The 24,486-nt window shown below is 39.8% G+C and carries 24 protein-coding genes; 17 read left to right on the forward strand and 7 right to left on the reverse strand.

Annotation, left to right across the window (positions count from 1 at the left end; translation table 11 throughout):
• Position 1 precedes the first annotated feature (1 nt).
• From lpxD to tilS, 9 genes are all read left to right on the forward strand, one after another.
• Entirely contained in the window at positions 2-1,039 is a 1,038-nt protein-coding gene (gene lpxD, locus PSF09_RS13485) for a UDP-3-O-(3-hydroxymyristoyl)glucosamine N-acyltransferase (protein WP_272664247.1), read from the forward strand.
• Between the two features lie 129 nt (positions 1,040-1,168).
• Positions 1,169-1,621, forward strand: coding sequence for a 3-hydroxyacyl-ACP dehydratase FabZ (fabZ, locus tag PSF09_RS13490; RefSeq protein ID WP_004257450.1), 453 nt, complete (start codon positions 1,169-1,171; stop codon positions 1,619-1,621).
• A gap of 1 nt (position 1,622) precedes the next feature.
• Complete coding sequence (gene lpxA, locus PSF09_RS13495; protein ID WP_210836192.1) at positions 1,623-2,420, forward strand: acyl-ACP--UDP-N-acetylglucosamine O-acyltransferase; 798 nt, start codon at positions 1,623-1,625, stop codon at positions 2,418-2,420.
• A 44-nt stretch (positions 2,421-2,464) separates the two neighbouring features.
• Positions 2,465-3,616 (forward strand): lipid-A-disaccharide synthase, encoded by a 1,152-nt coding sequence (gene lpxB / locus PSF09_RS13500; protein WP_272684004.1) that lies wholly within the window; start codon positions 2,465-2,467, stop codon positions 3,614-3,616.
• Positions 3,616-4,209, forward strand: a complete 594-nt coding sequence (gene rnhB, locus PSF09_RS13505) for a ribonuclease HII (protein WP_109911807.1) — start codon at positions 3,616-3,618, stop codon at positions 4,207-4,209. Before lpxB ends, rnhB begins: the two co-directional genes overlap by 1 nt.
• Positions 4,210-4,220: 11 nt before the next feature.
• Positions 4,221-7,703: a DNA polymerase III subunit alpha gene (gene dnaE, locus PSF09_RS13510; RefSeq protein ID WP_210836194.1), complete on the forward strand. Its 3,483-nt coding sequence runs from the start codon at positions 4,221-4,223 to the stop codon at positions 7,701-7,703.
• A 12-nt stretch (positions 7,704-7,715) separates the two neighbouring features.
• Positions 7,716-8,675, forward strand: a complete 960-nt coding sequence (gene accA, locus PSF09_RS13515) for an acetyl-CoA carboxylase carboxyl transferase subunit alpha (RefSeq protein ID WP_166264467.1) — start codon at positions 7,716-7,718, stop codon at positions 8,673-8,675.
• 146 nt (positions 8,676-8,821) lie between these two features.
• Positions 8,822-9,709 carry a DMT family transporter gene (locus tag PSF09_RS13520; protein WP_272664245.1) on the forward strand — a complete coding sequence of 296 codons (888 nt, stop codon included), beginning with the start codon at positions 8,822-8,824 and terminating at the stop codon, positions 9,707-9,709.
• Between the two features lie 13 nt (positions 9,710-9,722).
• Complete coding sequence (tilS, locus tag PSF09_RS13525) at positions 9,723-11,078, forward strand: tRNA lysidine(34) synthetase TilS (protein WP_272684005.1); 1,356 nt, start codon at positions 9,723-9,725, stop codon at positions 11,076-11,078.
• 60 nt (positions 11,079-11,138) lie between these two features.
• Here tilS and rof read toward each other — a convergent pair whose 3' ends face one another.
• Positions 11,139-11,402 carry a Rho-binding antiterminator gene (gene rof, locus PSF09_RS13530; RefSeq protein WP_272664243.1) on the reverse strand — a complete coding sequence of 88 codons (264 nt, stop codon included), beginning with the start codon at positions 11,400-11,402 and terminating at the stop codon, positions 11,139-11,141.
• 271 nt (positions 11,403-11,673) lie between these two features.
• On the opposite strand from rof, the gene nlpE reads away from it, so the two are divergent.
• The 7 genes from nlpE to chbG all read left to right on the forward strand — a co-directional run bounded on the left by nlpE (position 11,674) and on the right by chbG (position 18,009).
• Complete coding sequence (gene nlpE / locus PSF09_RS13535) at positions 11,674-12,330, forward strand: envelope stress response activation lipoprotein NlpE (RefSeq protein ID WP_210836198.1); 657 nt, start codon at positions 11,674-11,676, stop codon at positions 12,328-12,330.
• A 371-nt stretch (positions 12,331-12,701) separates the two neighbouring features.
• A complete protein-coding gene (locus PSF09_RS13540) occupies positions 12,702-13,022 on the forward strand; it encodes a PTS sugar transporter subunit IIB (protein WP_115167775.1) in 321 nt (106 codons plus the stop codon).
• A gap of 115 nt (positions 13,023-13,137) precedes the next feature.
• Positions 13,138-14,496: a PTS N,N'-diacetylchitobiose transporter subunit IIC gene (gene chbC, locus PSF09_RS13545; protein WP_272684006.1), complete on the forward strand. Its 1,359-nt coding sequence runs from the start codon at positions 13,138-13,140 to the stop codon at positions 14,494-14,496.
• Between the two features lie 44 nt (positions 14,497-14,540).
• Complete coding sequence (gene chbA / locus PSF09_RS13550) at positions 14,541-14,888, forward strand: PTS N,N'-diacetylchitobiose transporter subunit IIA (RefSeq protein ID WP_004908815.1); 348 nt, start codon at positions 14,541-14,543, stop codon at positions 14,886-14,888.
• 8 nt (positions 14,889-14,896) lie between these two features.
• Positions 14,897-15,763 carry a transcriptional regulator ChbR gene (gene chbR, locus PSF09_RS13555; protein ID WP_198641592.1) on the forward strand — a complete coding sequence of 289 codons (867 nt, stop codon included), beginning with the start codon at positions 14,897-14,899 and terminating at the stop codon, positions 15,761-15,763.
• Between the two features lie 108 nt (positions 15,764-15,871).
• Entirely contained in the window at positions 15,872-17,224 is a 1,353-nt protein-coding gene (locus PSF09_RS13560) for a 6-phospho-beta-glucosidase (RefSeq protein ID WP_272664242.1), read from the forward strand.
• A gap of 35 nt (positions 17,225-17,259) precedes the next feature.
• Positions 17,260-18,009 (forward strand): chitin disaccharide deacetylase, encoded by a 750-nt coding sequence (gene chbG / locus PSF09_RS13565; RefSeq protein WP_272664241.1) that lies wholly within the window; start codon positions 17,260-17,262, stop codon positions 18,007-18,009.
• A gap of 62 nt (positions 18,010-18,071) precedes the next feature.
• Here the strand turns inward: chbG and proS are convergent, their stop codons facing one another.
• From proS to metN, 6 genes are all read right to left on the reverse strand, one after another.
• Positions 18,072-19,790, reverse strand: a complete 1,719-nt coding sequence (gene proS, locus PSF09_RS13570) for a proline--tRNA ligase (protein ID WP_272684007.1) — start codon at positions 19,788-19,790, stop codon at positions 18,072-18,074.
• 99 nt (positions 19,791-19,889) lie between these two features.
• Positions 19,890-20,609, reverse strand: a complete 720-nt coding sequence (tsaA, locus tag PSF09_RS13575; protein WP_272664240.1) for a tRNA (N6-threonylcarbamoyladenosine(37)-N6)-methyltransferase TrmO — start codon at positions 20,607-20,609, stop codon at positions 19,890-19,892.
• Positions 20,610-20,616: 7 nt separating this feature from the next.
• A complete protein-coding gene (gene rcsF / locus PSF09_RS13580) occupies positions 20,617-21,018 on the reverse strand; it encodes an Rcs stress response system protein RcsF (RefSeq protein WP_272664239.1) in 402 nt (133 codons plus the stop codon).
• 125 nt (positions 21,019-21,143) lie between these two features.
• Entirely contained in the window at positions 21,144-21,965 is an 822-nt protein-coding gene (locus tag PSF09_RS13585; protein WP_272664238.1) for a MetQ/NlpA family lipoprotein, read from the reverse strand.
• Positions 21,966-22,024: 59 nt separating this feature from the next.
• On the reverse strand, positions 22,025-22,678 hold the full coding sequence (gene metI, locus PSF09_RS13590; protein ID WP_004257375.1) for a methionine ABC transporter permease MetI: 654 nt from the start codon (positions 22,676-22,678) through the stop codon (positions 22,025-22,027).
• Entirely contained in the window at positions 22,671-23,702 is a 1,032-nt protein-coding gene (gene metN, locus PSF09_RS13595; RefSeq protein WP_272664237.1) for a methionine ABC transporter ATP-binding protein MetN, read from the reverse strand. The genes metI and metN overlap by 8 nt, the downstream gene beginning before the upstream one ends.
• A gap of 168 nt (positions 23,703-23,870) precedes the next feature.
• Between metN and gmhB the strand changes: the two genes are divergently transcribed.
• Positions 23,871-24,437 (forward strand): D-glycero-beta-D-manno-heptose 1,7-bisphosphate 7-phosphatase, encoded by a 567-nt coding sequence (gene gmhB / locus PSF09_RS13600; RefSeq protein ID WP_272664236.1) that lies wholly within the window; start codon positions 23,871-23,873, stop codon positions 24,435-24,437.
• Positions 24,438-24,486 lie beyond the last annotated feature (49 nt).

Here is a 24,486-nt window from a genome sequence, read left to right on the forward strand (position 1 = left end):
GATGTCTTCAATTCGATTGGCTGACCTTGCTCAGCAGTTGAATGCGCAATTACACGGTGATGGTGATATTACCATCACCGGTATTGCTCCAATGCATTCAGCGAATAATCAACAGATTACTTTTCTATCTGACAGCCGTTATAGTGACAAATTGGCCGAATGCCAAGCTGCAGCGGTGGTTCTCACAGCAAAAGATCTCGAAGCATGCAAAGTGGCTGCACTGGTAGTGGATAACCCATACCTTGCTTATGCACGCATGGCTCAAATTATGGATACAACGCCAAGTCCGGCTGAAGATATCCACGCATCAGCGGTAATTGCTGATGATGCAAAACTCGGTAAGAATGTCGCAATTGGCGCAAATGCTGTTATCGAAAGTGGTGTTGAACTTGGCGATAATGTGGTGATTGGCGCAGGTTGTTTTGTGGGTAAAAACACACGCATAGGCACAGGGACCCGTTTATGGGCAAATGTCAGTGTCTACCACAATATCGAAATTGGTGCACATTGTTTAATTCAATCTGGCACCGTGATTGGTTCAGATGGCTTCGGTTATGCGAATGATCGTGGTAATTGGATCAAAATTCCTCAGTTAGGTACAGTGATCATCGGCGATCGTGTTGAGATCGGAGCAAGCACAACGATTGATCGCGGTGCGTTAGATAACACTGTGATTGGGAATGGGGTTATTATCGATAACCAATGCCAAATTGCACACAATGTCATAATTGGTGATAATACCGCAGTTGCTGGCGGGGTTATCATGGCTGGTAGTTTAAAAATCGGCCGTTACTGCATGATTGGTGGTGCTAGCGTCATCAATGGCCATATGGAAATTTGCGATAAGGTCACAGTAACAGGAATGGGTATGGTCATGAGGCCTATCACTGAACCAGGAGTATATTCTTCAGGGATTCCTTTACAACCTAATAAAGCTTGGCGTAAAACAGCTGCTTTAGTCTTAAGTATCAATGAGATGAATAAGCGACTGAAACACGTTGAGCGTGAATTAGATAGCCAAAATCAAAAAAATCAGTAATCATTTTGTAATTCAGGCTAAAATAGTTATCTGAGTTACGTTTTCCGGCCTGCCAGTTAACCTAATTTATGGGTTAAAGCAGGCCGATTCATTAATTAAACCGTATTAATAGACAGGAAGAGTATTTCGATGAGTGATAATCATACTCTGAATATAGAAGAAATCTTAGAACTGCTTCCACACCGTTACCCATTCCTTTTGGTTGACCGTGTATTAGATTTTGAAAAAGGCAAATCATTGCGTGCAGTGAAAAATGTGTCATTTAACGAGCCATTTTTCCAAGGGCACTTTCCAAGCAAACCCATTTTTCCTGGCGTATTAATTTTAGAAGCCATGGCACAAGCGACTGGGATCCTTGCGTTTAAAAGCGTTGGAAAATTAGAGCCTGGTGAGTTGTACTATTTTGCTGCGATAGACAATGCGCGTTTTAAACGTCCTGTTCTACCAGGAGACCAAATGGTCCTAGAAGTAGAATTTATTAAAGAACGTCGCGGAGTTGCACGTTTTAAAGGTGTTGCTAAAGTTGATGGAGAAGTGGCCTGCGAAGCAGAAATGATGTGCGCCCGTCGCCGTGAGGTCTGATATGATTGATAATACAGCCTATATTCATCCGTCCTCTATCGTAGAAGACGGAGCTATCATCGGTGCCAATGTTCGTATTGGCCCTTTTTGTTATATTGGCGCGAATGTCGAAATTGGCGAAGGTACTGAGTTGAAATCTCACGTTGTCGTTAATGGCCATACAAAAATAGGCCGTGACAATGTGATTTTCCAGTTCGCTTCCATTGGTGAGATTAACCAAGATCTTAAATATCAAGGTGAACCAACACGAGTTGAAATCGGGGATAGAAACCGTATTCGTGAAAGTGTAACCATTCACCGTGGTACTGTTCAAGATGTTGGCCTGACAAAAGTGGGCAACGATAATTTACTAATGGTGAATGTGCATATTGCCCATGATTGTATCATTGGAAACCGTTGTATTATTGCAAATAACGGCACTTTAGGTGGGCATGTAACACTTGGTGATTATGCCATCATTGGTGGTATGACCGCAGTTCATCAATTTTGTAAAATTGGTGCTCATGTTATGGTCGGTGGTTGCTCTGGTGTTGCACAAGATGTGCCACCTTATGTTATTGCGCAGGGTAACCACGCAACACCATTTGGTTTAAATCTTGAAGGTTTAAAACGCCGTGGTTTTGAAAAAGAATCACTACATGCTATTCGTAATGCATACAAGGTGTTATATCGTTCAGGTAAATCATTAGAAGAAGCGCGTGAAGAAATCGCGGAAGCGGCAAAAGCCAATGAACAGGTTAAAGTGTTTAGTGATTTCTTAGAGGATTCAGCGCAGTCTAAACGTGGTATTATTCGTTAATCTAGTATTAATGAATCGGGGCCTTTAATAAGGAGCGAATTTCGGTGAATAATAGCCGCCCACTTACTATTGGCCTTGTTGCCGGAGAAACATCTGGTGATATTCTCGGTGCTGGGCTTATCCGTGCACTTAAAGAGCAAATACCAGATGCTCGCTTTGTTGGTGTTGCTGGTCCATTAATGCAAGCGGAAGGTTGTGAAGCTTGGTATGAAATGGAAGAGCTTGCTGTCATGGGCATTGTTGAAGTTCTTGGTCGTTTACCTCGGCTATTATCCATTCGTAAGGATTTAACCCAGCGTTTTACTGAACTACAGCCAGATGTTTTTGTTGGGATTGATGCCCCTGATTTTAATATTATCCTAGAGGGGCGCTTAAAATCGAAAGGTATCAAAACCATTCATTACGTTAGCCCATCAGTTTGGGCATGGCGCCAGAAGCGGGTATTTAAAATTGGTCGTTCAACAAATTTAGTATTAGCTTTTTTACCTTTTGAAAAAGCATTTTACGACCGTTTTAATGTTCCTTGCCGTTTTATCGGTCATACAATGGCGGATGCCATTCCATTACACCCGGATAAACATGCCGCTCGACATCGGCTGAATATACCTGAGCATGTTAAATGTTTGGCTTTACTGCCAGGAAGTCGTCATTCAGAAGTCGAAATGCTAAGCGCAGATTTTCTCAATACAGCGAAAATATTACAATGCAATATCCCTGATTTACATATTGTGGTGCCGTTGGTGAATGAAAAACGCCGCCAGCAATTTGATGAGATCAAAGAAAATACCGCACCTGAATTGCAAGTCCATATTTTAGATGGTCAAGCTCGTGATGCAATGATTGCAGCAGATGCGACTTTGTTAGCATCAGGAACGGCAGCACTTGAGTGTATGCTAACAAAATGCCCAATGGTAGTGGGGTATCGTATGAAACCTTTCACTTTTTGGTTAGCAAAACGGTTAGTGAAAACGCCGTATGTTTCTTTGCCTAATTTGTTAGCAGAAAAAGAAATTGTGAAAGAATTACTACAAGAGGAATGCCAGCCTGATAAACTCGCACAGCAGTTGCTTCCTCTCCTAGATGGTGGCGAACAGGTTGAAAACCTGAAACAAACTTTTTTACAATTACATCAGCTCATTCGTTGTGATGCAGATAAACAAGCTGCTGAAGCGGTATTAGATATGGTCAAAAATTAATGGAATTTATCTATCCAAAAGCAAATTTAATCGCTGGTGTTGATGAAGTGGGTCGAGGCCCGCTAGTTGGAGCTGTAGTGACTGCGGCAGTGATTCTTGATCCCAATAACCCAATTACAGGGCTGGCAGATTCAAAAAAACTCACCGAAAAAAAACGTGAGAAATTATTTGATGAAATCCAACAAAAAGCGCTGTGTTGGTGCATTGGTCGCGCAGAGCCAGAAGAAATTGATAACATAAATATATTACATGCAACTATGTTAGCGATGCAGCGTGCCGTTGCGGGTTTATCTATTGTTCCTGAGTATGTTTTAATTGATGGCAACCGCTGTCCTAAATTGCCAATGCCTTCACAAGCAGTCATTAAAGGCGACAGCCTAGTACAAGAAATTAGTGCAGCATCCATTTTAGCTAAAGTGATTAGGGATAGGGAAATGGTCGAATTGGACAAAACCTTTCCTGAATATGGCTTTGCGAAGCATAAAGGCTACCCAACCGCGTATCATTTAGAAAAATTGGCGCAGTATGGTGCAACCGAATTCCATCGTAAAAGCTTTGCTCCAGTGAGAAGAGCTTTAGACAGCAATAAGTAGGTATTAGGTCGATGGCATCACCTCGTTTTATTCATTTACGTGTTCACAGTGACTATTCCATGATTGATGGGCTAGCCAAAACGGGGCCACTGGTTAAAAAAGTGGCTTCAATGGGCATGCCTGCGTTTGCGATCACCGATTTTACTAACCTTTGTGGGCTAGTCCGGTTTTATGGTGCAGCACATGGTGCAGGGATCAAACCCATTATTGGTGCTGATTTTTATGTAGAAAGTGAATTGTTAGGTGATGAAATATCTCACTTAACTGTTTTAGCACGGAATAATGAAGGTTACCAAAATCTTACCCTACTCATTTCTGAAGCGTACCAAAAAGGCTATGGCGCGGTTGGGCCAACGATTAAACGTGAATGGCTGGCTAAGCACAAAGACGGTTTGATTTTACTCTCTGGTGGCCGTAAAGGGGATGTTGGGCAATTTCTATTAAGGGGGAATCAAGCCTTAGTGGATGAGTGCCTTGCATTCTATGAAATGCATTTTCCAGATAGCTACTACTTAGAGTTAGTCAGAACTGGGCGGCCAGATGAAGAAAGTTATCTTCATGCGGCTGTCGAGTTAGCAACTAAAAAAGGCTTGCCTGTTGTTGCAACGAATGATGTGTGCTTCATTGAAAGTAGTGATTTCGACGCCCATGAAATACGTGTTGCTATCCATGATGGTTTTACATTAGCTGATCCAAAAAGGCCTAAAAATTATAGCCCTCAGCAATATTTACGTTCAGAAGAAGAGATGTGTGAGCTATTTGCTGACATCCCTGAAGCGTTAGAAAACAGCGTAGAGATTGCTAAGCGTTGTAACGTCACAATTCGCCTTGGTGAATACTTCTTACCGCAATTCCCAACAGGGGATATGAAAACCGAAGACTTTTTGGTTATGCGGTCAAAAGAAGGGTTAGAAGAGCGCCTTGAATTTTTATTCCCAGACGAAAAAGTACGAGCGGAAAAACGCCCTGAATACGATGAGCGTCTGGAAATTGAACTTAACGTGATTAATCAGATGGGGTTCCCCGGTTACTTCTTGATCGTGATGGAATTTATCCAATGGTCAAAAGATAATGGCGTACCTGTGGGGCCGGGGCGAGGTTCCGGTGCGGGCTCTTTAGTCGCTTATGCCCTTAAAATTACAGATCTTGATCCACTTGAGTTTGACTTGCTTTTTGAGCGTTTTTTGAACCCTGAACGTGTATCAATGCCTGACTTTGACGTCGATTTCTGTATGGAAAAACGCGACCAAGTTATTGATCACGTAGCCCAAATGTATGGGCGTGACGCTGTTTCACAGATTATTACTTTCGGTACGATGGCAGCCAAAGCGGTTATCCGGGACGTGGGGCGCGTGCTTGGGCACCCATATGGTTTTGTTGATAGAATTTCAAAATTAGTACCGCCAGATCCCGGTATGACACTGGAAAAAGCGTTCGAAGCAGAACCTCAGTTACCTGAAATTTATGAAGCTGATGAAGAGGTTAAAGCGCTTATCGATATGGCGCGTAAGCTCGAAGGTGTCACACGAAATGCTGGTAAACATGCGGGTGGGGTGGTTATCGCTCCAACTAAAATTACTGACTTTGCGCCGCTTTATTGTGATGCGGAAGGTAATAACCCTGTCACACAATTCGATAAAAACGATGTTGAATATGCGGGGTTAGTGAAGTTTGACTTCCTTGGTTTACGGACGTTGACGATCATTAACTGGGCGTTGGAGATGATCAACGCGCGTCGAGCTAAGAAAAACTTAGAACCAATTGATATTGCAGCTATTCCGCTACATGATCAAAAAAGCTTTGATATGCTGCAACGTTCAGAAACCACAGCGGTATTCCAATTAGAATCCCGTGGAATGAAGGACTTAATTAAGCGATTACGCCCCGACTGCTTCGAGGATATGATCGCACTGGTGGCATTGTTCCGTCCCGGGCCTCTGCAATCAGGCATGGTAGATAACTTTATTGACCGTAAACATGGTCGTGAAGAAATATCGTACCCAGATGTACAATGGCAACATGAATCATTAAAACCTGTTCTAGAGCCGACGTATGGCATTATTTTATACCAAGAACAGGTTATGCAGATTGCTCAGGTTTTAGCCGGCTATACGCTTGGCGGTGCGGATATGCTGCGTCGTGCGATGGGTAAAAAGAAACCTGAGGAAATGGCGAAGCAGCGTTCTGTTTTTGAAGAAGGTGCAATTAAAAACGGAGTAGACGGCGAGCTATCAATGAAAATCTTTGACTTGGTAGAGAAATTTGCCGGTTATGGGTTTAATAAATCGCACTCAGCTGCCTATGCTTTAGTTTCTTATCAAACATTATGGTTAAAAGCGCACTATCCCGCTGAATTTATGGCTGCAGTTATGACCGCGGATATGGATAACACGGAAAAAGTGGTTGGTTTAGTTGATGAATGTTGGCGAATGGGCTTAAAAGTATTGCCGCCAGATATCAATAGTGGGCTTTATCACTTCCATGTAAATGATGAAGGTGAGATAGTTTACGGTATCGGTGCAATCAAAGGGGTCGGCGAAGGCCCGATCGAAGCGATTGTTGAAGCTCGTCAACAAGGCGGCATTTTTAAAGAGATTTTTGACCTTTGTGCGCGAGTTGATATTAAAAAAATTAACCGTCGTGTGATGGAAAAGCTTATCATGGCAGGGGCATTTGACCGATTAGGCCCTCACCGTGCGGCATTGATGTCTTCCCTTGAAGATGCGTTAAAAGCGGCTGACCAACATGCTAAAGCAGAGGCAATAGGCCAAGCCGATATGTTTGGTGTACTAGCTGAAGCACCTGAACAAGTTGAAAGTTCATATGCAAGTGTACCTAAATGGCCAGAGCAAGTAGTATTGGATGGTGAACGAGAGACGCTTGGTTTATATTTAACAGGGCATCCAATAACGCGATACTTGAGCGAAATAGAGCGCTATACTAATGGGCTTAGATTAAAAGATGTGAACCCCACCCCTCGTGGTCAAGTAACAACTGTGGTAGGTTTAGTACTTTCAGCTAAAGTGATTACAACCAAGCGTGGAAATAGAATCGGGATTTGTACGCTTGATGATCGTTCCGGTCGTCTGGATATTATGTTATTTTCAGATGCACTCGATAAGTACCAACATATGTTGGAAAAAGACAATATCCTGATAGCCACCGGTCAGGTCAGCTTTGATGATTTCAATGGTGGTAATAAAATGACAGTGCGTGAGTTAATGGATATTAGTGAAGCAAGGGAAAAGTATGCACGAGGACTTGCAATTTCACTGTCAGATAAACAAATTAACGATCAATTGCTGAACCGGCTTCGCAGTACTCTTGAACCTCATCGTTCAGGAACCATCCCGGTTCATCTGTATTACCAGAAGGATGATGCCAGAGCCAAGCTTAAATTTGGTGTTGTTTGGCGTGTGACGCCAGTGGATCCCCTTTTGAACGATCTTCGAACTCTGCTGGGTAGTGAGCAGGTAGAATTAGAATTTGACTAAAATAGGAATATTATGAGTCTGGATTTTCTTGATTTTGAACAGCCAATCGCGGAATTAGAGGCGAAAATTGATTCTCTAACAGCGGTTAGCCGTCAAGATAACAACTTAGAAGTCAACCTAGATGAAGAGGTTGCTCGTTTACGTGAAAAAAGTGTTGAACTGACACGTAAAATTTTCTCTGATCTAGGAGCTTGGCAAATAGCTAAACTCGCTCGTCACCCACGTCGTCCATATACATTGGATTATATTTCTCGCATTTTTACTGATTTCCAAGAATTAGCAGGTGATCGTGCTTATGCAGATGATAAAGCCATTGTCGGTGGAATGGCGCGTTTGGATGGTCGTCCAGTCATGATTATTGGGCATCAGAAAGGGCGTGAGACAAAAGAAAAAATCCGTCGTAATTTTGGTATGCCAGCCCCAGAAGGTTACCGTAAGGCACTGCGTCTGATGGAACTGGCTGAGCGTTTTAACTTACCTATTATCACCTTTATTGATACTCCTGGTGCTTATCCCGGAGTTGGTGCTGAAGAGCGTGGTCAGTCAGAGGCTATCGCACGTAATTTACGTGAAATGTCACGTTTATCTGTCCCAGTCATTTGTACCGTTATTGGTGAAGGTGGCTCTGGTGGTGCACTTGCTATCGGTGTGGGTGATAAAGTCAATATGCTGCAATACAGCACTTATTCTGTTATTTCACCAGAAGGCTGTGCTTCTATTCTATGGAAAAGTGCGGATAAAGCACCATTAGCAGCAGAAGCAATGGGAATTACTGCACCACGTCTTAAAGAACTGAAATTAATTGATAATGTTATTCCTGAACCATTAGGCGGTGCACATCGTAATTATGATGAAATTGCAGAACAGCTAAAAGCACGCCTAACTGAGGACTTAGATGAATTAGAAGTATTAGATGCTGAAGCATTGAAAAACCGTCGCTATCAGCGCCTGATGGACTATGGTTATTGTTAATCACTAACCGCTAATCACTAATAAATACGGGAGTTTGCTTTTGCCAGCTCCCGTTTTTTATTTTTAAGCTAGTCATTTTTAATGATAACAGAATGTTTTGATTTAAATTATTCATCTGCTGAAAATAACAATAGATAGGGACTAGGGTGCGACAATATAATTATTTGCTGTATGCTTTTACTTGCGTGTTGATATGGAGCTTTATTCCTATTGTCTCTCGTTTCGGGCAAGAAGGCATGGACAGCTTTCAATTTCTGTTCTGGTCGAACGTAATATCTGCGATATCTGTGATTATTGTTGCTCTTGCTTCAGGCTATCGACTGACAAAACTGTTTATTTTGCCAAGAGATATATTAGTTAAAGTCTTTGTTCTTGGCTTTCTTGACTGTTTATTCTATTTGTTGCTGTACTACGGATATTCCATTGAGAATGGTATCGCGGTATTGGTCATTCAATATAGTTGGCCATTAGTTATTATTTTGTTATCAGTAGTATTGCTAAAAGACAAATTAGCAGGAAGACAAATAATTGGTATCATAATCGGTTTTATTGCGGTGGTTATTACTTTTACCAAAGGGCAAATTACGCAATTACATGTTGAAAACCCAACGGCGTTATTACTGGTTTTTAGTGGTGCATTTTGCTTTGCCTTAATGTCAGTTTTTTCCCGCCAATATTCGATTGACCCTTATATTAGTACCGTATGGTTATTTATTTTTTCAACGCTGACTTCTTTTGTCTTATTGATGCTGTTTAGTGAAATGCGATTACCTTCAAAAGCCGCTTTTTGGCCAACGTTGATTAATGGTATTTTAATCAACGGTGTGTCTTATATTTTATGGTTCAAGGCGATGAATACAGGGCACTCGGCGAAAATAGCTTCTGTGGTATTTTTGTCTCCCGTATTATCGGTGCTCTGGTTAGTGTTAATCTTGAATGATGCTTTTGAAATTGCGTATGCAATAGGGGTATTACTGGTAATTATTTCTGGTGTTCTGTGTGTTGGCGCAAAGAGCCAAAGTCAGAAGTTGTGAGAAGGGCGAATAAATGGCGCAGCATTCGCAAGTCATTGTTGATAGAGTTTTTAATAAAATAAGCGGTATCGGAAAAATTCTAGTAGGATTCAGTGGTGGCATTGACTCAACAGTTTTATTACATGCACTTTATCTTATTCGAAAGCAACAGCTTCCTTTATTAGAGGTTCGCGCTATTCATATTCATCATGGATTGAATAGAAAAGCAAATGAATGGGAGCAGCATTGTGCTCAATTATGTTTACAGTGGGACATTCCTTTCATTTGCCGACACGTAGTGGTTGATTCAAGCCAAAAAGGTATTGAGGCAGCAGCACGAGATGCACGTTATCAGGCTTACCGAGAAGAATTACAAGAAGGTGAGGTGCTAGTTACGGCTCAACACCTTGATGATCAAGCAGAAACTTTCATGTTAGCGTTAAAGCGTGGTAGTGGGCCAGCAGGGTTGTCTTCAATGCCTGAACAATTAACCTTTTCAGCATGTTGCGGTTCAACATCGCTGCTAAGACCATTACTCTCAACACCCCGCATAGCGCTAGAAGCTTATATGCAAGAGCAGCAATTATCGTGGGTTGAAGACGATAGTAACCAAGATGATCGTTACGATAGAAATTTTTTACGCCTGAATATCATGCCTGTTTTGACTGAGCGTTGGCCGCATTTTTCTAGTGCAGTTGCCCGCAGCGCAGCGTTATGTGCAGAGCAAGAAACATTACTTGATGAGTTATTAAAAGATACCCTTGATGAAATGATGGATTATCGGGGAGGGCTATTTATTGATGGCCTGAAAGCCTGTTCATCAGCAAAACGCAATGCACTTATTCGCCGCTGGGTTGGTCTGCATCAGCTACCAATGCCACCATTTAACCAATTGGAACGTATTTGGCAAGAAGTGGCGTTAGCTCGACAGGATGCGGACCCTATTTGCCGTTTAGGGCAATTCGAAATTCGCCGTTATCAAGATGCATTGTGGGTTGTTAAGCGCATTAATAGCTTAGCTAATCAACAGTTTGAATGGATTTATCCTGAGGTTTTTGAGTTACCTGAATCCTTAGGAATTTTACACGTTATGGAAGGCGAGGGGCAAATACGTCCACCATTTTCACATGAAAATGTGACGGTTCGTTTTGGGCTGCAAGGCACTCTCAATATTGTAGGACGGCATCGTTCCAGAAGCAGTAAGAAGATCTGGCAAGAATTAGGAGTGGCTCCATGGATGAGAGAAAGAGTGCCTCTAATTTATTATAACGACCAGCTCATTACTGCGGTGGGGTGTTTTATTACCCCTGAAGGAATGGTTGATGAAGCGTCTCTTGGTATTGCTATCGATTGGCAAAAAGAGAGTGCATTTAAGGTATTGAATCAATGAGAAGCCCCTTATGACTGTGATTACCATAAGGGGCCATAGAAGGACTCAAAATAGTGAGTATTAGTGAGAGTGGTCGACAACAATCGTGCCGATTTCTGGATGACTGAAGGAAATTATGCAATCCAATCTTAACTCCTTGGTTCCTTCATGTGTCTCAACAATCAGGTACTCAACTTTTTTTCGTAGGAGTAAATCATTGGCTTTCCCCTCAATATTCACGCCGTCATTGAGTGCTATTTGCAGTTTTAGCTGACGTTGGCATGCGATTTCTAGATATTCGTAATCATCACAATTGATAGGTTGATATTCAGTATCTGTAGACATATTCCCTCACCACTGTGTTAGTGGCGGTTATTGCCGCCTTGAACATGTTGTACCAAGCAAAAATGTGCTTAGTACGATAATAGCACAGTAACTTTAATAACTATAATCACAGCACTGGGAAAAAGACAATTCTTATTCACTAAATCAATGCATAACGTATTTTATCAGTAATGTCCGAATTTTCTTATGTTTGCCATATTTTTATTAGATGAAATGCTATGATGTTTATATTGGTTAATAAGTTAAAACACATGGTTTTAAGGGAATTATAATGAAAAAATCACTAATGTTAGTCTTAATGGCGGTTGGAAGCATTACGTTAGCTGGCTGTCAGAGTGCGACAAAAAATATTGATGCAGCGCCAGTCGATAAAGTATATACAGGCATTTTACCTTGTGCAGATTGCTCTGGTATTGAGGCGACATTGCTAGTTAATCAAGACGGTAGTTATGTTGAACAGCTTGTCTACTTAGGAACGAAAGATGGCGATACTGCTTTCCATGATACTGGTAAATGGAATATAGAAAATAATAAATTACGTGCAACTAATCCTAAAGGTGAGAGCACTTATTTTGCCCAATCAGCAGATGGCCAATCAATGACCTTACTGGATTTAGACGGTAACCCGATTGAAACACAGATGAATTATACATTAGACCAAGTTAAGCCAAGTAAAAAAGTGGGGCAATACCGCTATATGGCAGATGCAGCTGTATTTACAGAGTGCGCTAGTGGTCGTCAATATGCAGCTTCTGGTATCGAATTAGAAAAAGCGTATGGAGAAACGGGTGTAGATGGTGGTACGCCAGTCTACGCTGAAATTGAAGGTTATTATACCATTCGTCCTTCAATGGAAGATGGTCAGTTCGACTCAGCATTAGTACCAACAGGTACAATTAAATTCGACAAATCGGCTTCTTGTAACTAATTCGTATTTTTTCCTTTCTTAAAAGACCCACTTCAGTTGAAGTGGGTCTTTTTCTTTCGGACTCCTAAATTATCGACTAACGCCTCGTATTCTCTATCTTTAATTCATTTCTTATCATTATTTGACATCAGTATAACTTTTTTATTGACGCAAAATATTTATATAAATGTGAAGGTCGTCATAGCTGCTGGTCAATAGGAGACAATTGTTGCTCAGTTTGAATTATCGAAAATGCAGGGAAGGCAGTATACTCAATTCAACTAGAGATAATTATATTCTTTAGTATATAGGATTGAGCTATATGATAAGTCTATAAGAAAATTTATAAGTCACAGCGGTAATAAAAAATAGAACGAATTAAAGGATAAGGAATGAATAAGAAAAATATTTATCTATTTTGTTCTGCAGGTATGTCTACCTCACTGCTAGTTAACAAAATGAGACAGCAAGCAGAAAAATATGATGTACCTGTCAATATTGAAGCCTTCCCTGAAAGCTTAGCTTCAGAGAAAGGTGTAGATGCGGATGTAATATTGCTGGGCCCGCAAATCGCGTGGATGTTATCGGATATTCAGAAATTATTACCTAATAAGCCAGTTGAAGTTATTGATTCACTTTTATACGGAAAAGTGGATGGGCTTGGTGTACTAAAAGCCGCTGTTGCAATCATAAAACAACAATCGGCAAGTTAGTATCAAAAAGCTATTTACTACCTCTACAACATAATAACTCCATCGACATTAACGCTATTAATACAACGTAATTAGTTAAGAATGGAGCACACTCAAAAAAATTGAGGGTAATTTTATGAGTCTTTTTATCACTTCACTTGAAAAGGTTCTCCTTCCATTAGCAGTTAGATTGGGAAAGCAACCTCATGTTAATGCAATAAAGAATGGTTTTATTCGAATTATGCCTCTGACACTAGTTGGGGCAATGTTTGTGTTAATTAATAATGTTTTTCTGAGTTTTGATACAGGATCTTTTTTCTATTCTTTGGGAGTTAGACTAGAACCATCAACGATAGAAACACTAAATGGCTTTAAAGCCATCGGTGGAAATGTTTATAACGGGACATTGGGGATCATGTCCTTAATGGCGCCTTTTTTTATTGCAATGGCACTTGCGGAAGAGCGTAAGGTGGATCCTCTAGCAGCGGGTTTGTTAGCCGTTGCATCTTTCATGACAGTAACACCTTATGACGTCAATGGTGCTTATGCTGTTGGTGCTAATTGGCTCGGTGGGGCAAATATCATTTCAGGGATCATTCTAGGGTTAGTTGTTGCTGAAATGTTCACTTTCATTGTTCGCCGTGATTGGGTGATCAGATTACCCGATAGCGTACCTCCATCTGTATCTCGTTCATTTTCTGCACTTATTCCTGGTTTTATTATCTTATCCATTATGGGAATTGTGTCGTGGGCATTAAGCGGTATTAGTAGTAACTTCCATCAAATTATAATGGATACAGTATCAACACCACTTGCTTCTATGGGGAATGTTGTTGGTTGGGCATATGTTGTATTTACGTCTCTACTATGGTTCTTTGGTATTCACGGTTCTCTCGCATTAACCGCATTAGATAGTGGCATAATGACCCCATGGGCATTGGAAAACGTGTCTTTGTATGCTGAATATGGCTCAGTTGACGCTGCGATTGCTGCGGGTAAGTCTTTCCATATGTGGGCAAAACCGATGCTTGATTCCTATGTGTTCTTAGGTGGAACCGGTGCTACATTAGGATTAATTATTGCTATCTTTATTGCATCACGCCGTGCCGATCATCGTCAGGTTGCGAAATTAGCATTACCAGCGGGTATTTTCCAAATTAATGAGCCGATTATTTTTGGTCTACCCATTATTATGAACCCAGTAATGTTTATTCCATTTATTCTTATTCAGCCTTTATTGGCGGGAATAATGGTCGCGGCTTATTATCTAGGGATTATCCCGCCAGTGACGAATATTGCACCATGGACAATGCCTACTGGGCTAGCTGCATTCTTCAATACTAATGGTAGTATTGCTGCCCTATTACTTGCATTATTTAACCTTGGTGTGGCCGTACTCGTTTATCTTCCATTTGTTGTGATTTCGAATAAAGCACAAAACACAATCGATGAAGAAGAAAGTGAAGAAGATATTGCTAACGCACTTAAGTTTTAAAATAGGGAGGAGCTTGCTCCTCCCATTAAAATAGAGATAAAAATATGTTTGAGCTTAATGATATCCAAGAAAATGCCACTACGGATGAACTGGAAGAAGTTGTCATGGGACTGATTATTAATGCAGGGCAAGCAAGAAGCTTAGCTTACACCGCATTAAAAAAAGCGAAAGAAGGTGATTTTGTGACCGCAAAAAGTTTAATGGCGCAATCTCATTCCTCGTTGAATGAAGCTCATAAAGTGCAAACTCAGTTAATTGAAAGTGATATGGGGGAAGGGCGAATCAAAGTAAGCCTAGTCCTAGTTCATGCACAAGATCATTTAATGAACGCAATGTTAGCCCGTGAATTAATTACAGAGTTAATTGAATTACATGAAAAACTAAACCATTAGAGAGGGTCATGATGCAGACACTGATGAATAGAACCGACACTAATGCTGAAATTAAACTAGTTCAAGAAAGTGAACTTTTTAATAATAAAACCTTTCATGTCTTTATTTATAATAAAGTTGAGAGTGCAAGTGGACTGCATCAACATGATTATTATGAATATATGATCGTTTTAACGGGGCGTTGTTATCAAATAATTAATGGAAAAAAAGTTTTATTAGAACGAGGAGATTTCATTTTTCTTCCAATAGGGTCTCATCACGAAAGCGCTTATGATTTCGGGCCAACACGAATATTAAATGTGGGTATCAGTAAATCATTTTTTGATAAACATTATTTACCACTGTTGCCAAGTTGTTTTGTTGCGTCACAAGGTTATCAACTGAAAAATGAGTTTATGGCTTATATAGAGTCCGTGATCGCATCATTAAATTTTCGTGATAGCGAATTTAATGAATTTATTGAATTAGTTACATTCAATGTAGTAAATCGATTACGCCATTATCGTGAAAAAAGTATGCGAGATGATGCACCGCAGTGGTTAAAAAGCACATTGGAAGAAATGCATGATATCGCAATGTTTAGTGAGAGTGCTCTACAAAATATGATTTCTATAACGGGAAAATCACAAGAATACTTAACCCGAGCAACAAAAAGATATTATGGCAAAACGCCAATGCAGATTATTAATGATATCAGAATTAACTTTGCTAAAAAGCAACTTGAAATAACTAATTATTCAATTACAGATATTGCTTTTGAATCAGGTTATAGCAGCCCAAGTTTATTTGTAAAAAAATTTAAAGAGCTAACTTCATTAACACCGAGTGATTACAGAAAGAATCTATTTAGCGTTGAACAAAAAATGGTAGGTTAAATTATTATCTAAATAAGCTTTCCATTTCTAAAATCTCTAGCATATCCATCTTTATATATAAAGATGGTGTGCTTTTCTATGTCTATTATAAAGGTCCATGAGGTTAATATGACTCAGAAATTAAAAGTTGTTACTATTGGGGGGGGGAGTAGCTACACTCCTGAATTACTGGAAGGTTTTATTAAACGTTACCATGAATTACCTATTACTGAATTATGGTTAGTGGATGTCGAAGAAGGTAAAGAAAAATTAGATATTATCTATAATTTATGCGAACGCATGGTTAAGCATGCCAATATTCCCCTAAAGATATTTAAAACACTGGATAGGCGAGAAGCATTAAAAGATGCTGATTTCGTCACGACTCAATTAAGAGTTGGGCAATTAAAAGCGCGTGAATTAGATGAATCAATCCCTTTAAAACATGGTTATTTGGGACAAGAAACTAATGGTGCTGGTGGTTTATTCAAAGGGTTACGAACAATACCCGTGATTTTTGACATTATCAAAGATGTTGAAGAAATTTGCCCGAATGCTTGGGTCATTAATTTTACCAATCCGGCAGGGATGGTCACTGAAGCGGTTTATCGTCACACTAATTTCAAACGTTTTATTGGTGTTTGTAATATACCAATCGGTATGAAAATGTTTATTACTGATGTCCTGAAATTATCTGACAGCGATGAATTGTCTATCGATTTATTTGGTTTAAACCATATGGTTTTTATCAAAGATGTTATTGTAAATGGCTCATCGAGGTTTAATGAATTATTAGAGGGTATTGCCTCTGGAACGTTAAGTGCCAACTCAGTTAAAAACATTACTGACCTTGCTTTTGACGAAGGTCTAATTCGTGGGTTAAATCTGATCCCATGCTCCTATTTATTGTACTATTTTAAACCTAAGGAAATGCTAGCGATTGAGCTGGGTGAGTATTATAAAGGTGGTGCTAGGGCGCAAGTCGTGCAAAAAGTTGAACATCAGCTATTTGAACTATATAAAAACCCGACATTAGATGTAAAGCCTAAAGAGCTTGAATTAAGAGGTGGGGCTTATTATTCAGATGCAGCTTGTGAAGTCATCAATGCAATATACAATGACAAGCAAACGGAGCACTACGTTAATATTCCACATCATGGACATATCGATAATATACCTGAAGACTGGACAGTCGAAATGACATGTATATTAGGTCGTGATGGTGCGAAACCGCACTCACGAGTAAAACATTTTGATGATAAGGTACTTGGTTTAATTTATACCTTAAAAAACTTTGAGATTGCGACTAGCCAAGCTGCAGTAAATGGTCAGTTTAATGATGTATTATTGGCGATGAATTTAAACCCATTAATTCATTCTGATAACGATGCGCGTTTAATTTCTAAGGAATTACTTATCGCCCATAAAAAATATCTACCCAACTTTGCTAAAGCAATACAACAGCTTGAGCAAGAAGGTTAATTAGCCAGATAGCTTATAGAATTAAGGGAGAGCATATGGCTGTACTACTTATTGTAAATGCTGATGATTTTGGGCTCTGTGAAGCTGTCAATTATGGCATTATTGAATCTCATCGTAATGGGATAGTTCATTCAACTAGTGCGATGATGAATATGCCAGCAATATCTCATGCAGCTAAATTAAGCCAAGAAAATCCGAACTTAGCGGTGGGCATGCATTTTGTTTTAACGGCTGGGAAGCCTTTCTCATCAATGCCTACACTCAGTCGTGATGGAATATTGGGGAAATGGCTTTGGGATATTAATGACTTACCACTGATTGAGATTGAGCAAGAGCTAAGCCTGCAATATCAAAAGTTTATCGAAATTTTTGGTCAAAAACCTAGCCATATTGATAGCCATCATCATGTCCATATGATTGAAGGCATTTTTCCGATTGTAGTTGCTTTTGCCCAAGAGAAGGGAGTCGCGTTACGCGTTGATCGCCAATTAGAGAAAAATTGGCCACCATTATCATATCAAGTGGCGAGTACGGACTGTTTCAGTAGCGAGTTCTATGGTGATGAAATTTCAGAAGCGCTATTTTTGAAAATTATTAATGAATCTAAGGTACAAGGTAATAGCTCTATTGAAGTTATGAGCCATCCTGCTTTTATTGATAATGCACTATTAAAAAGTAACTATGCATATCCACGTTTAAATGAATTGGAAGTTTTAACATCTGAAAACTTAAAATCACAAATTTTGGTACAAGGTTTTAAGATTGGTTCGTACCGAGACATCTAAAGAAAAAGCCCAAATTCAAAGTAACCTAAATTTGGGCTTTATTTTCTAGCTTTTAACCTGTTTTATTTACCGAGCTTACCTTTTAGGAAGCTAACAATATTTTCTAGACCAACCAGTTCTTTATCATCACTTCGGCGTGATTTATATTCAATTTGGTTGTTGTCTAAGTTACGGTCACCAATAACGATAGTATATGGAACACCAATCAGCTCCATATCGGCAAACATCACACCGGGGCGCTCTTTACGGTCATCGAAAATTACATCAATACCGTTTGCTTTTAAGTCAGCGTAAAGTTTTTCTGCAACTTCTTTAACACGATAAGATTTGTGCATATTCATTGGCAAAATAGCCACTTGGAACGGAGCAATTGCATCAGGCCAAATAACTCCTCGGTCATCATGGCTTTGTTCAATGGCAGCGGCCACAATACGCGTTACACCAATACCATAACAACCCATGGTGACGATTTGATTATGGCCATCTTCATTTTGGACTGACGCTTTCATTGCTTCTGAGTATTTAGTACCTAATTGGAAAATGTGGCCAACTTCGATACCGCGTTTAATTTGTAGTACGCCTTTACCATCAGGGCTTGGGTCGCCTTCAACAACGTTACGTAAATCAAAAGCTTCTGGTAGCGCTAAATCACGTTCCCAGTTGATGCCGAAATAGTGTTTGCCATCAATATTTGCGCCAGCACCAAAGTCACTCATTACTGCAACGCTACGGTCGATAACAATCGGTAGAGGCATATTGACAGGGCCTAAAGAACCTGGGCCTGCATTGACCGCATTTCTGATTTCAGCTTCAGTGGCAAACTCTAATGGGCTAGCCACTAAAGGGTGTTTTTCTGCTTTGATTTCATTTAATTCATGGTCGCCACGAATTAATAAAGCGACTAATGTGTGGCCTGAGTCTTTTTTCGCATGGACAATCAATGTCTTAACAGTTTTCTCAACAGGTAAATTGAATTGTTCGACAAGCTCTGCGATTGTTTTTGCATTTGGCGTATCAACAAGGCGCATTTCTTCTGTTGGTGCACCACGTGGCGTTGTTGGGGCTAATGCTTCTGCAAATTCGATGTTAGCGGCGTAATCAGATTCGGTCGAGAAAATAACATCATCTTCACCATTTTTTGCTAATACTTGGAATTCGTGGGATGCGCTACCCCCGATAGAGCCGGTATCAGCTTGAACAGCACGAAAATCAAAACCAATACGCGTGAAAATTTTGCTGTAGGCTTCGTACATTGCATCGTAGGTTTCTTGCAATGATTCTTGGCTAGTGTGGAAAGAGTATGCATCTTTCATGATAAATTCACGTGAACGCATCACACCAAAACGTGGGCGAACTTCATCACGGAATTTGGTTTGAATTTGGAATAAATTCAATGGTAGTTGCTTGTAAGAAGTAATTTCGTTACGCACTAAATCGGTGATCACTTCTTCATGGGTTGGACCGAGAACAAACGGGCGCTCACCACGGTCAACAAAACGCAGCAATTCAGGGCCATACTGTTCCCAACGTCCACTTTCTTGCCATAAATCTGCAGGTTGGACGACGGGTAAAGATACCTCTATAGCGCCTGCATTTTCCATTTCTTCACGAACGATGGTTTCTACTTTTCGCAGAACACGCACACCAGTGGGTAACCAGTCATACAGACCAGAGGCAAGTTTACGGATCATTCCTGCACGCAGCATCAGCTGATGGCTGATAACTTCTGCATCCGCAGGGGTCTCTTTTAGAGTTGAGAGCAGATATTTGCTAGTACGCATTGTATAGGTTCCATTAGAACAACAAGTTATGGCAAACGACTTATTTGCCAAGGTATATAGTGAGCTAGTCTACCAGTGACGAAGGCTTGTCAAAAGGGGTTAAGGTGATTTTTCGTATGGTTCGATAGCGAATACTTCAGTCACACCATCAATTACTCGCCAACGAATATTAAAATCTAATAAATGGACTGCATAGTCACGTATTTCAGTCGATTGTTTTTTATATGCAGGGCGAGGGTCTTGCATTAAAACTTGTGAAATAAATTGTTTAATACCCGGGTACTGACTTTGATAAGTATTTAATACAGTTTCTGTATGTGGGGTAAATATAACTTGCATATCATCTGAAGGTGTGTCCTGTGCATAGCCGGCAGTTGCATTTGGTATAGCCTCTGCAAAAGTTAAGTAAGGCTTTATATCGATAACAGGGGTACCATCAACTAAATCAAGGCTGCCAAGCTCGAGGATCACTTGGTTGTTTTCTATTGTGACTCCATGTAATTCAATAAGTGACATACCTATCGGATTCGGTCTAAATGTTGAACGGGTGGCGAAAACCCCCATTTTATCATTGCCACCTAATCTTGGAGGACGAACGAGCGGTTTCCAGCCATTTCCCATCGTTTGATGAAAAACGAATAAAACCCAAACATGGCTAAATTGATTGAGTCCTCGCACCACATTTGGATCGTTATATGGAGAATGCAGGTATAAGCGTCCCACACCCCCCTGAACGAGTCCAGGTTGGCGAGGGATAGCAAACTTTTCTTTATAAGGTGATTCAATATGCCCAATAATATTAAACTGAAAAGATTGCATAAGATATTTATTCAACAATTTGTAATGCACTACCTTCACATATAGTTGCCTGATAACAACCAGGAGAAGTCATGGTTTGGCACTGGTGTAAAAGTACAGCATCAGCCGCAATATAGGCTGCCTGTGTTAACATACTGTTTTTAGCAGTATTCAAATTTGCCGGAGGGCTTTGAACGCTTTCTCGACAAGATTCCCCAGAAACAACACCTAAATCTTTGAAAGGCATCCCTAATAGTTCTTCTGGGCTATTCATTAATTTAACGTTTGCAGTGTCTGGTTCTGTCACACTCGGTACAGGTTTAGACAATTTCATACTAGTGAAACCTTTATTTTGCCCTGGACTCGTGTATTGGTTAATTCCACACCCGGCTAACACAAATGTCACCAAGGTGAGCAATAACAGTCTCATAAGTTATACCTTTCTTATATGATTCAAAGTAATGCCGTTATTTTTATAGTCTATAAATTACAAAAAAATACTAGACGGCGTTAAGCCGTCTAGTATTTTAATCGTTTTTTAAATAATAAAAAAGATTACCAACCTTTAACTGCACCACCATCGAAGACTTCGTTAGCTTTATTTGCCACTTCATCTGATTGATATGCTTGAATAAATTTTTTCACATTCTCGCTATCTTTATTATCTTCACGAGCAACAATAATATTTACGTATGGAGAATCTTTATCTTCAACAAATAAACCATCTTTTGCTGGGGTTAATTTAGGTGTAGCACTACTTGCCCAAGTTGTATTTATGATCGCTAAGGCAATTTTTTGGTCATCTAAAGCTCGAGGTAATTGAGGCGCTTCTAACTCAACAAATTTCAGGTCTTTCGGGTTTTCAACCACATCTAAAACCGTTGGCATTAAACCTGTACCATCTTTTAATTTAATTAAGCCTTGTTGTTGTAATAACAGTAATGAGCGACCTAAATTGGTAGGGTCATTTGGTAACGCAATTTGTGAGCCATCTACAAGTTCATCAACTGACTTGATCTTTTTAGAGTAAGCCGCAATTGGGTAAATAAAAGTATTTCCAACAGGGACTAATTTATAGTTACGGTCTTTAATTTGCTGATCAAGATAAGGTTTGTGCTGGAATGCGTTCGCATCGATATCGCCTTTACTTAATGCTTCATTTGGTAAAACGAAGTCATTAAATGAAACAAGCTCAACATTTAAACCGTATTTTTCTTTAGCAACTTTTTGCGCGACTTCAGCAACTTCTAATTCTTTGCCCATGATCACACCAACTTTAATGCTGTTAGCATCTTTCTCTTTTTCACCACAACCAGTGAGAATGAGTGTGCCTAATAGCGCGCCGACAACTGCGATAGATTTTAATTTAATAGACATTGGTTTACCCCTTTAAAACGGACTTTATAAGCACCTCAACGGCGCCGCTATTTTACTAACTATCGATGTGAAACTTTTTTCATTAAATACTCGCCACCAAACTGAATTAGATTTACTAAAATGACGAGTAGAACAATAACGGTATTCATCACAACAGGGTTATAGGTTTGATAACCATATTGTAGTGCGATTTGGCCTAAACCACCGGCACCAACGGCACCACCCATTGCAGAATATCCGACTAACATAATTAACGTGATAGTGGCTGCATTAATTAAACTTGGCAATGCTTCAGGGATTAAAATCTTGCGAATAATCTGAAGCGGAGTTGCCCCCATAGCGCGAGCAGATTCAATTAAGCCACTTGGAATTTCTAATAGCGCATTTTCAACCATACGAGCAATAAACGGTGCGGCCCCAATAGTTAAAGGCACGATAGCCGCTTTTAAGCCAATAGTCGTCCCAACAAGAAACGACGTTAATGGAATAATCCAAACGAGCAAAATAATAAATGGTACTGAACGGAAAATATTAACAACAACCGCAAGAGCACGATATAAGCCAACATTTTCCATAACTTGATCTTTGCGCGTAATATAGAGCAACACGCCTAAAGGTAAACCTAAAACAAAACCTAAAAAGCCGGAAACAAAGGTCATTGTGATAGTGTCAATTGTGCCGTTAATCAGCAGATAAATCATTCTCTCAGACATAACCCAAAACCTCTACTTTCACATGATGCTCTTTCAAAAATGCAATTGTGGACTCAACACCACCATTGATGCCATGCAGCTCAGCTAACATCACACCAAATTTTACGCCACCGGCGTAGTCAATCTGCGAACTCAAGATATTAATATCAATATCAAATTTACGTACTGCCATTGAAATTAAAGGTGCATCAACAGACTGCCCTGTAAACTCTAGTTTGAGTAATGGTGATAAATCTTTGCCTGGCTCAGTTTTTAAGCGCTCTTTATAATCATCTGGAATATCAATTACCAGTGTTGATTGAATAAACGCTTGAGCGACAGGTGTTTTCGGGTGAGAGAAAACTTCGCTCACTTTGTCTTGTTCGATTAATTGACCACCACTAATTACAGCTACTTGATCACAAATACGTTTTACAACATCCATTTCGTGGGTAATTAATAAGATAGTTAGCCCTAATCGGCGGTTAATATCTTTCAATAATTCTAAAATTGAACGAGTTGTCGCAGGGTCTAATGCACTTGTAGCTTCGTCACATAGCAATACTTTAGGGGAATTAGCTAATGCGCGAGCTATAGCAACACGTTGTTTTTGTCCACCGGATAAATTCGCAGGATAAGCATCCTTCTTTTCACTTAAACCAACTAAATCTAGTAATTCATTCACACGCTCTTTAATTTTTTCTTTAGGCGTATTATCAAGCTCTAAAGGTAGAGCAACGTTATCAAAAACAGTGCGTGAAGATAACAAGTTAAAATGTTGAAAAATCATGCCAATGCCGCGACGTGCTCTCGTCAAGGTTTTTTCAGTCATCGACGTTAAATCTTGCCCATCAACAATAACTTTGCCTGAAGTTGGGCGCTCAAGCATATTTACGCAACGAATAAGCGTACTTTTACCTGCACCTGAAGCACCAATAACGCCATAGATCTGACCAGCAGGTACATGCAAGCTAATATCAGTAAGTGCTTGAATGTTACGGCTTCCTTGCTGGAAAACTTTATTAATATTTGAGAGCTTTATCATTTATAGTTTCTAACTTTATCTGAATTGTTTTTAGATAGTGTATCTAATAAGGTTGGATGTTAAGGCGTCTAGACGTCTAAGTCAATAAAGATTGTTCTATTTATTCTATTCTCCTTTTATTTCTTTTCATGAGATACTAAAAAAATACTAAATTTTAGGAGTAAACAGGTGAGTAACGGGATCCCAGCAGTCTTTTTAGATAGAGATGGAACAATTAATATCGATCATGGCTATGTACATAAAATTGATGATTTCGAATTTATCGAAGGGTCAATTGAAGCAATGCTTGAATTAAAAAAGATGGGCTATGCATTAGTTATTGTAACCAACCAGTCAGGTATTGGTCGGGGAATTTATACAGAAGACCAGTTTATGCAGCTCACAGAATGGATGGATTGGTCATTAGCAGATCGCGGTATTGACTTAGACGGTATTTATTTTTGCCCTCATCATACTGAAGCTACAGTAGAAGAATATCGACAAGACTGTAATTGTCGTAAACCAAAACCTGGAATGCTATTAGATGCACAAGACTTTTTAAAGATAGATATGGCTTCATCGATTATGGTCGGTGACAAACTAGCTGATATGTTAGCAGGTAAAGCTGCTAACGTTGGTACGACCGTATTAGTAAAAAGTGGTGAGCCAGTCACAGATGAGGCTATCAATAATGCAGATCTTGTTATTAATAGTATTGCCGAACTGCCAGAAGCACTAAAAAGAATCAAAAAGTAGTCGTTTTGTGTGGTAAATAGGCAGTTAGAAAAAAAATGTAAAAAAACAC

The organism is Providencia sp. PROV141, assembly GCF_028481645.1.
GTDB lineage: Bacteria > Pseudomonadota > Gammaproteobacteria > Enterobacterales > Enterobacteriaceae > Providencia > Providencia rettgeri.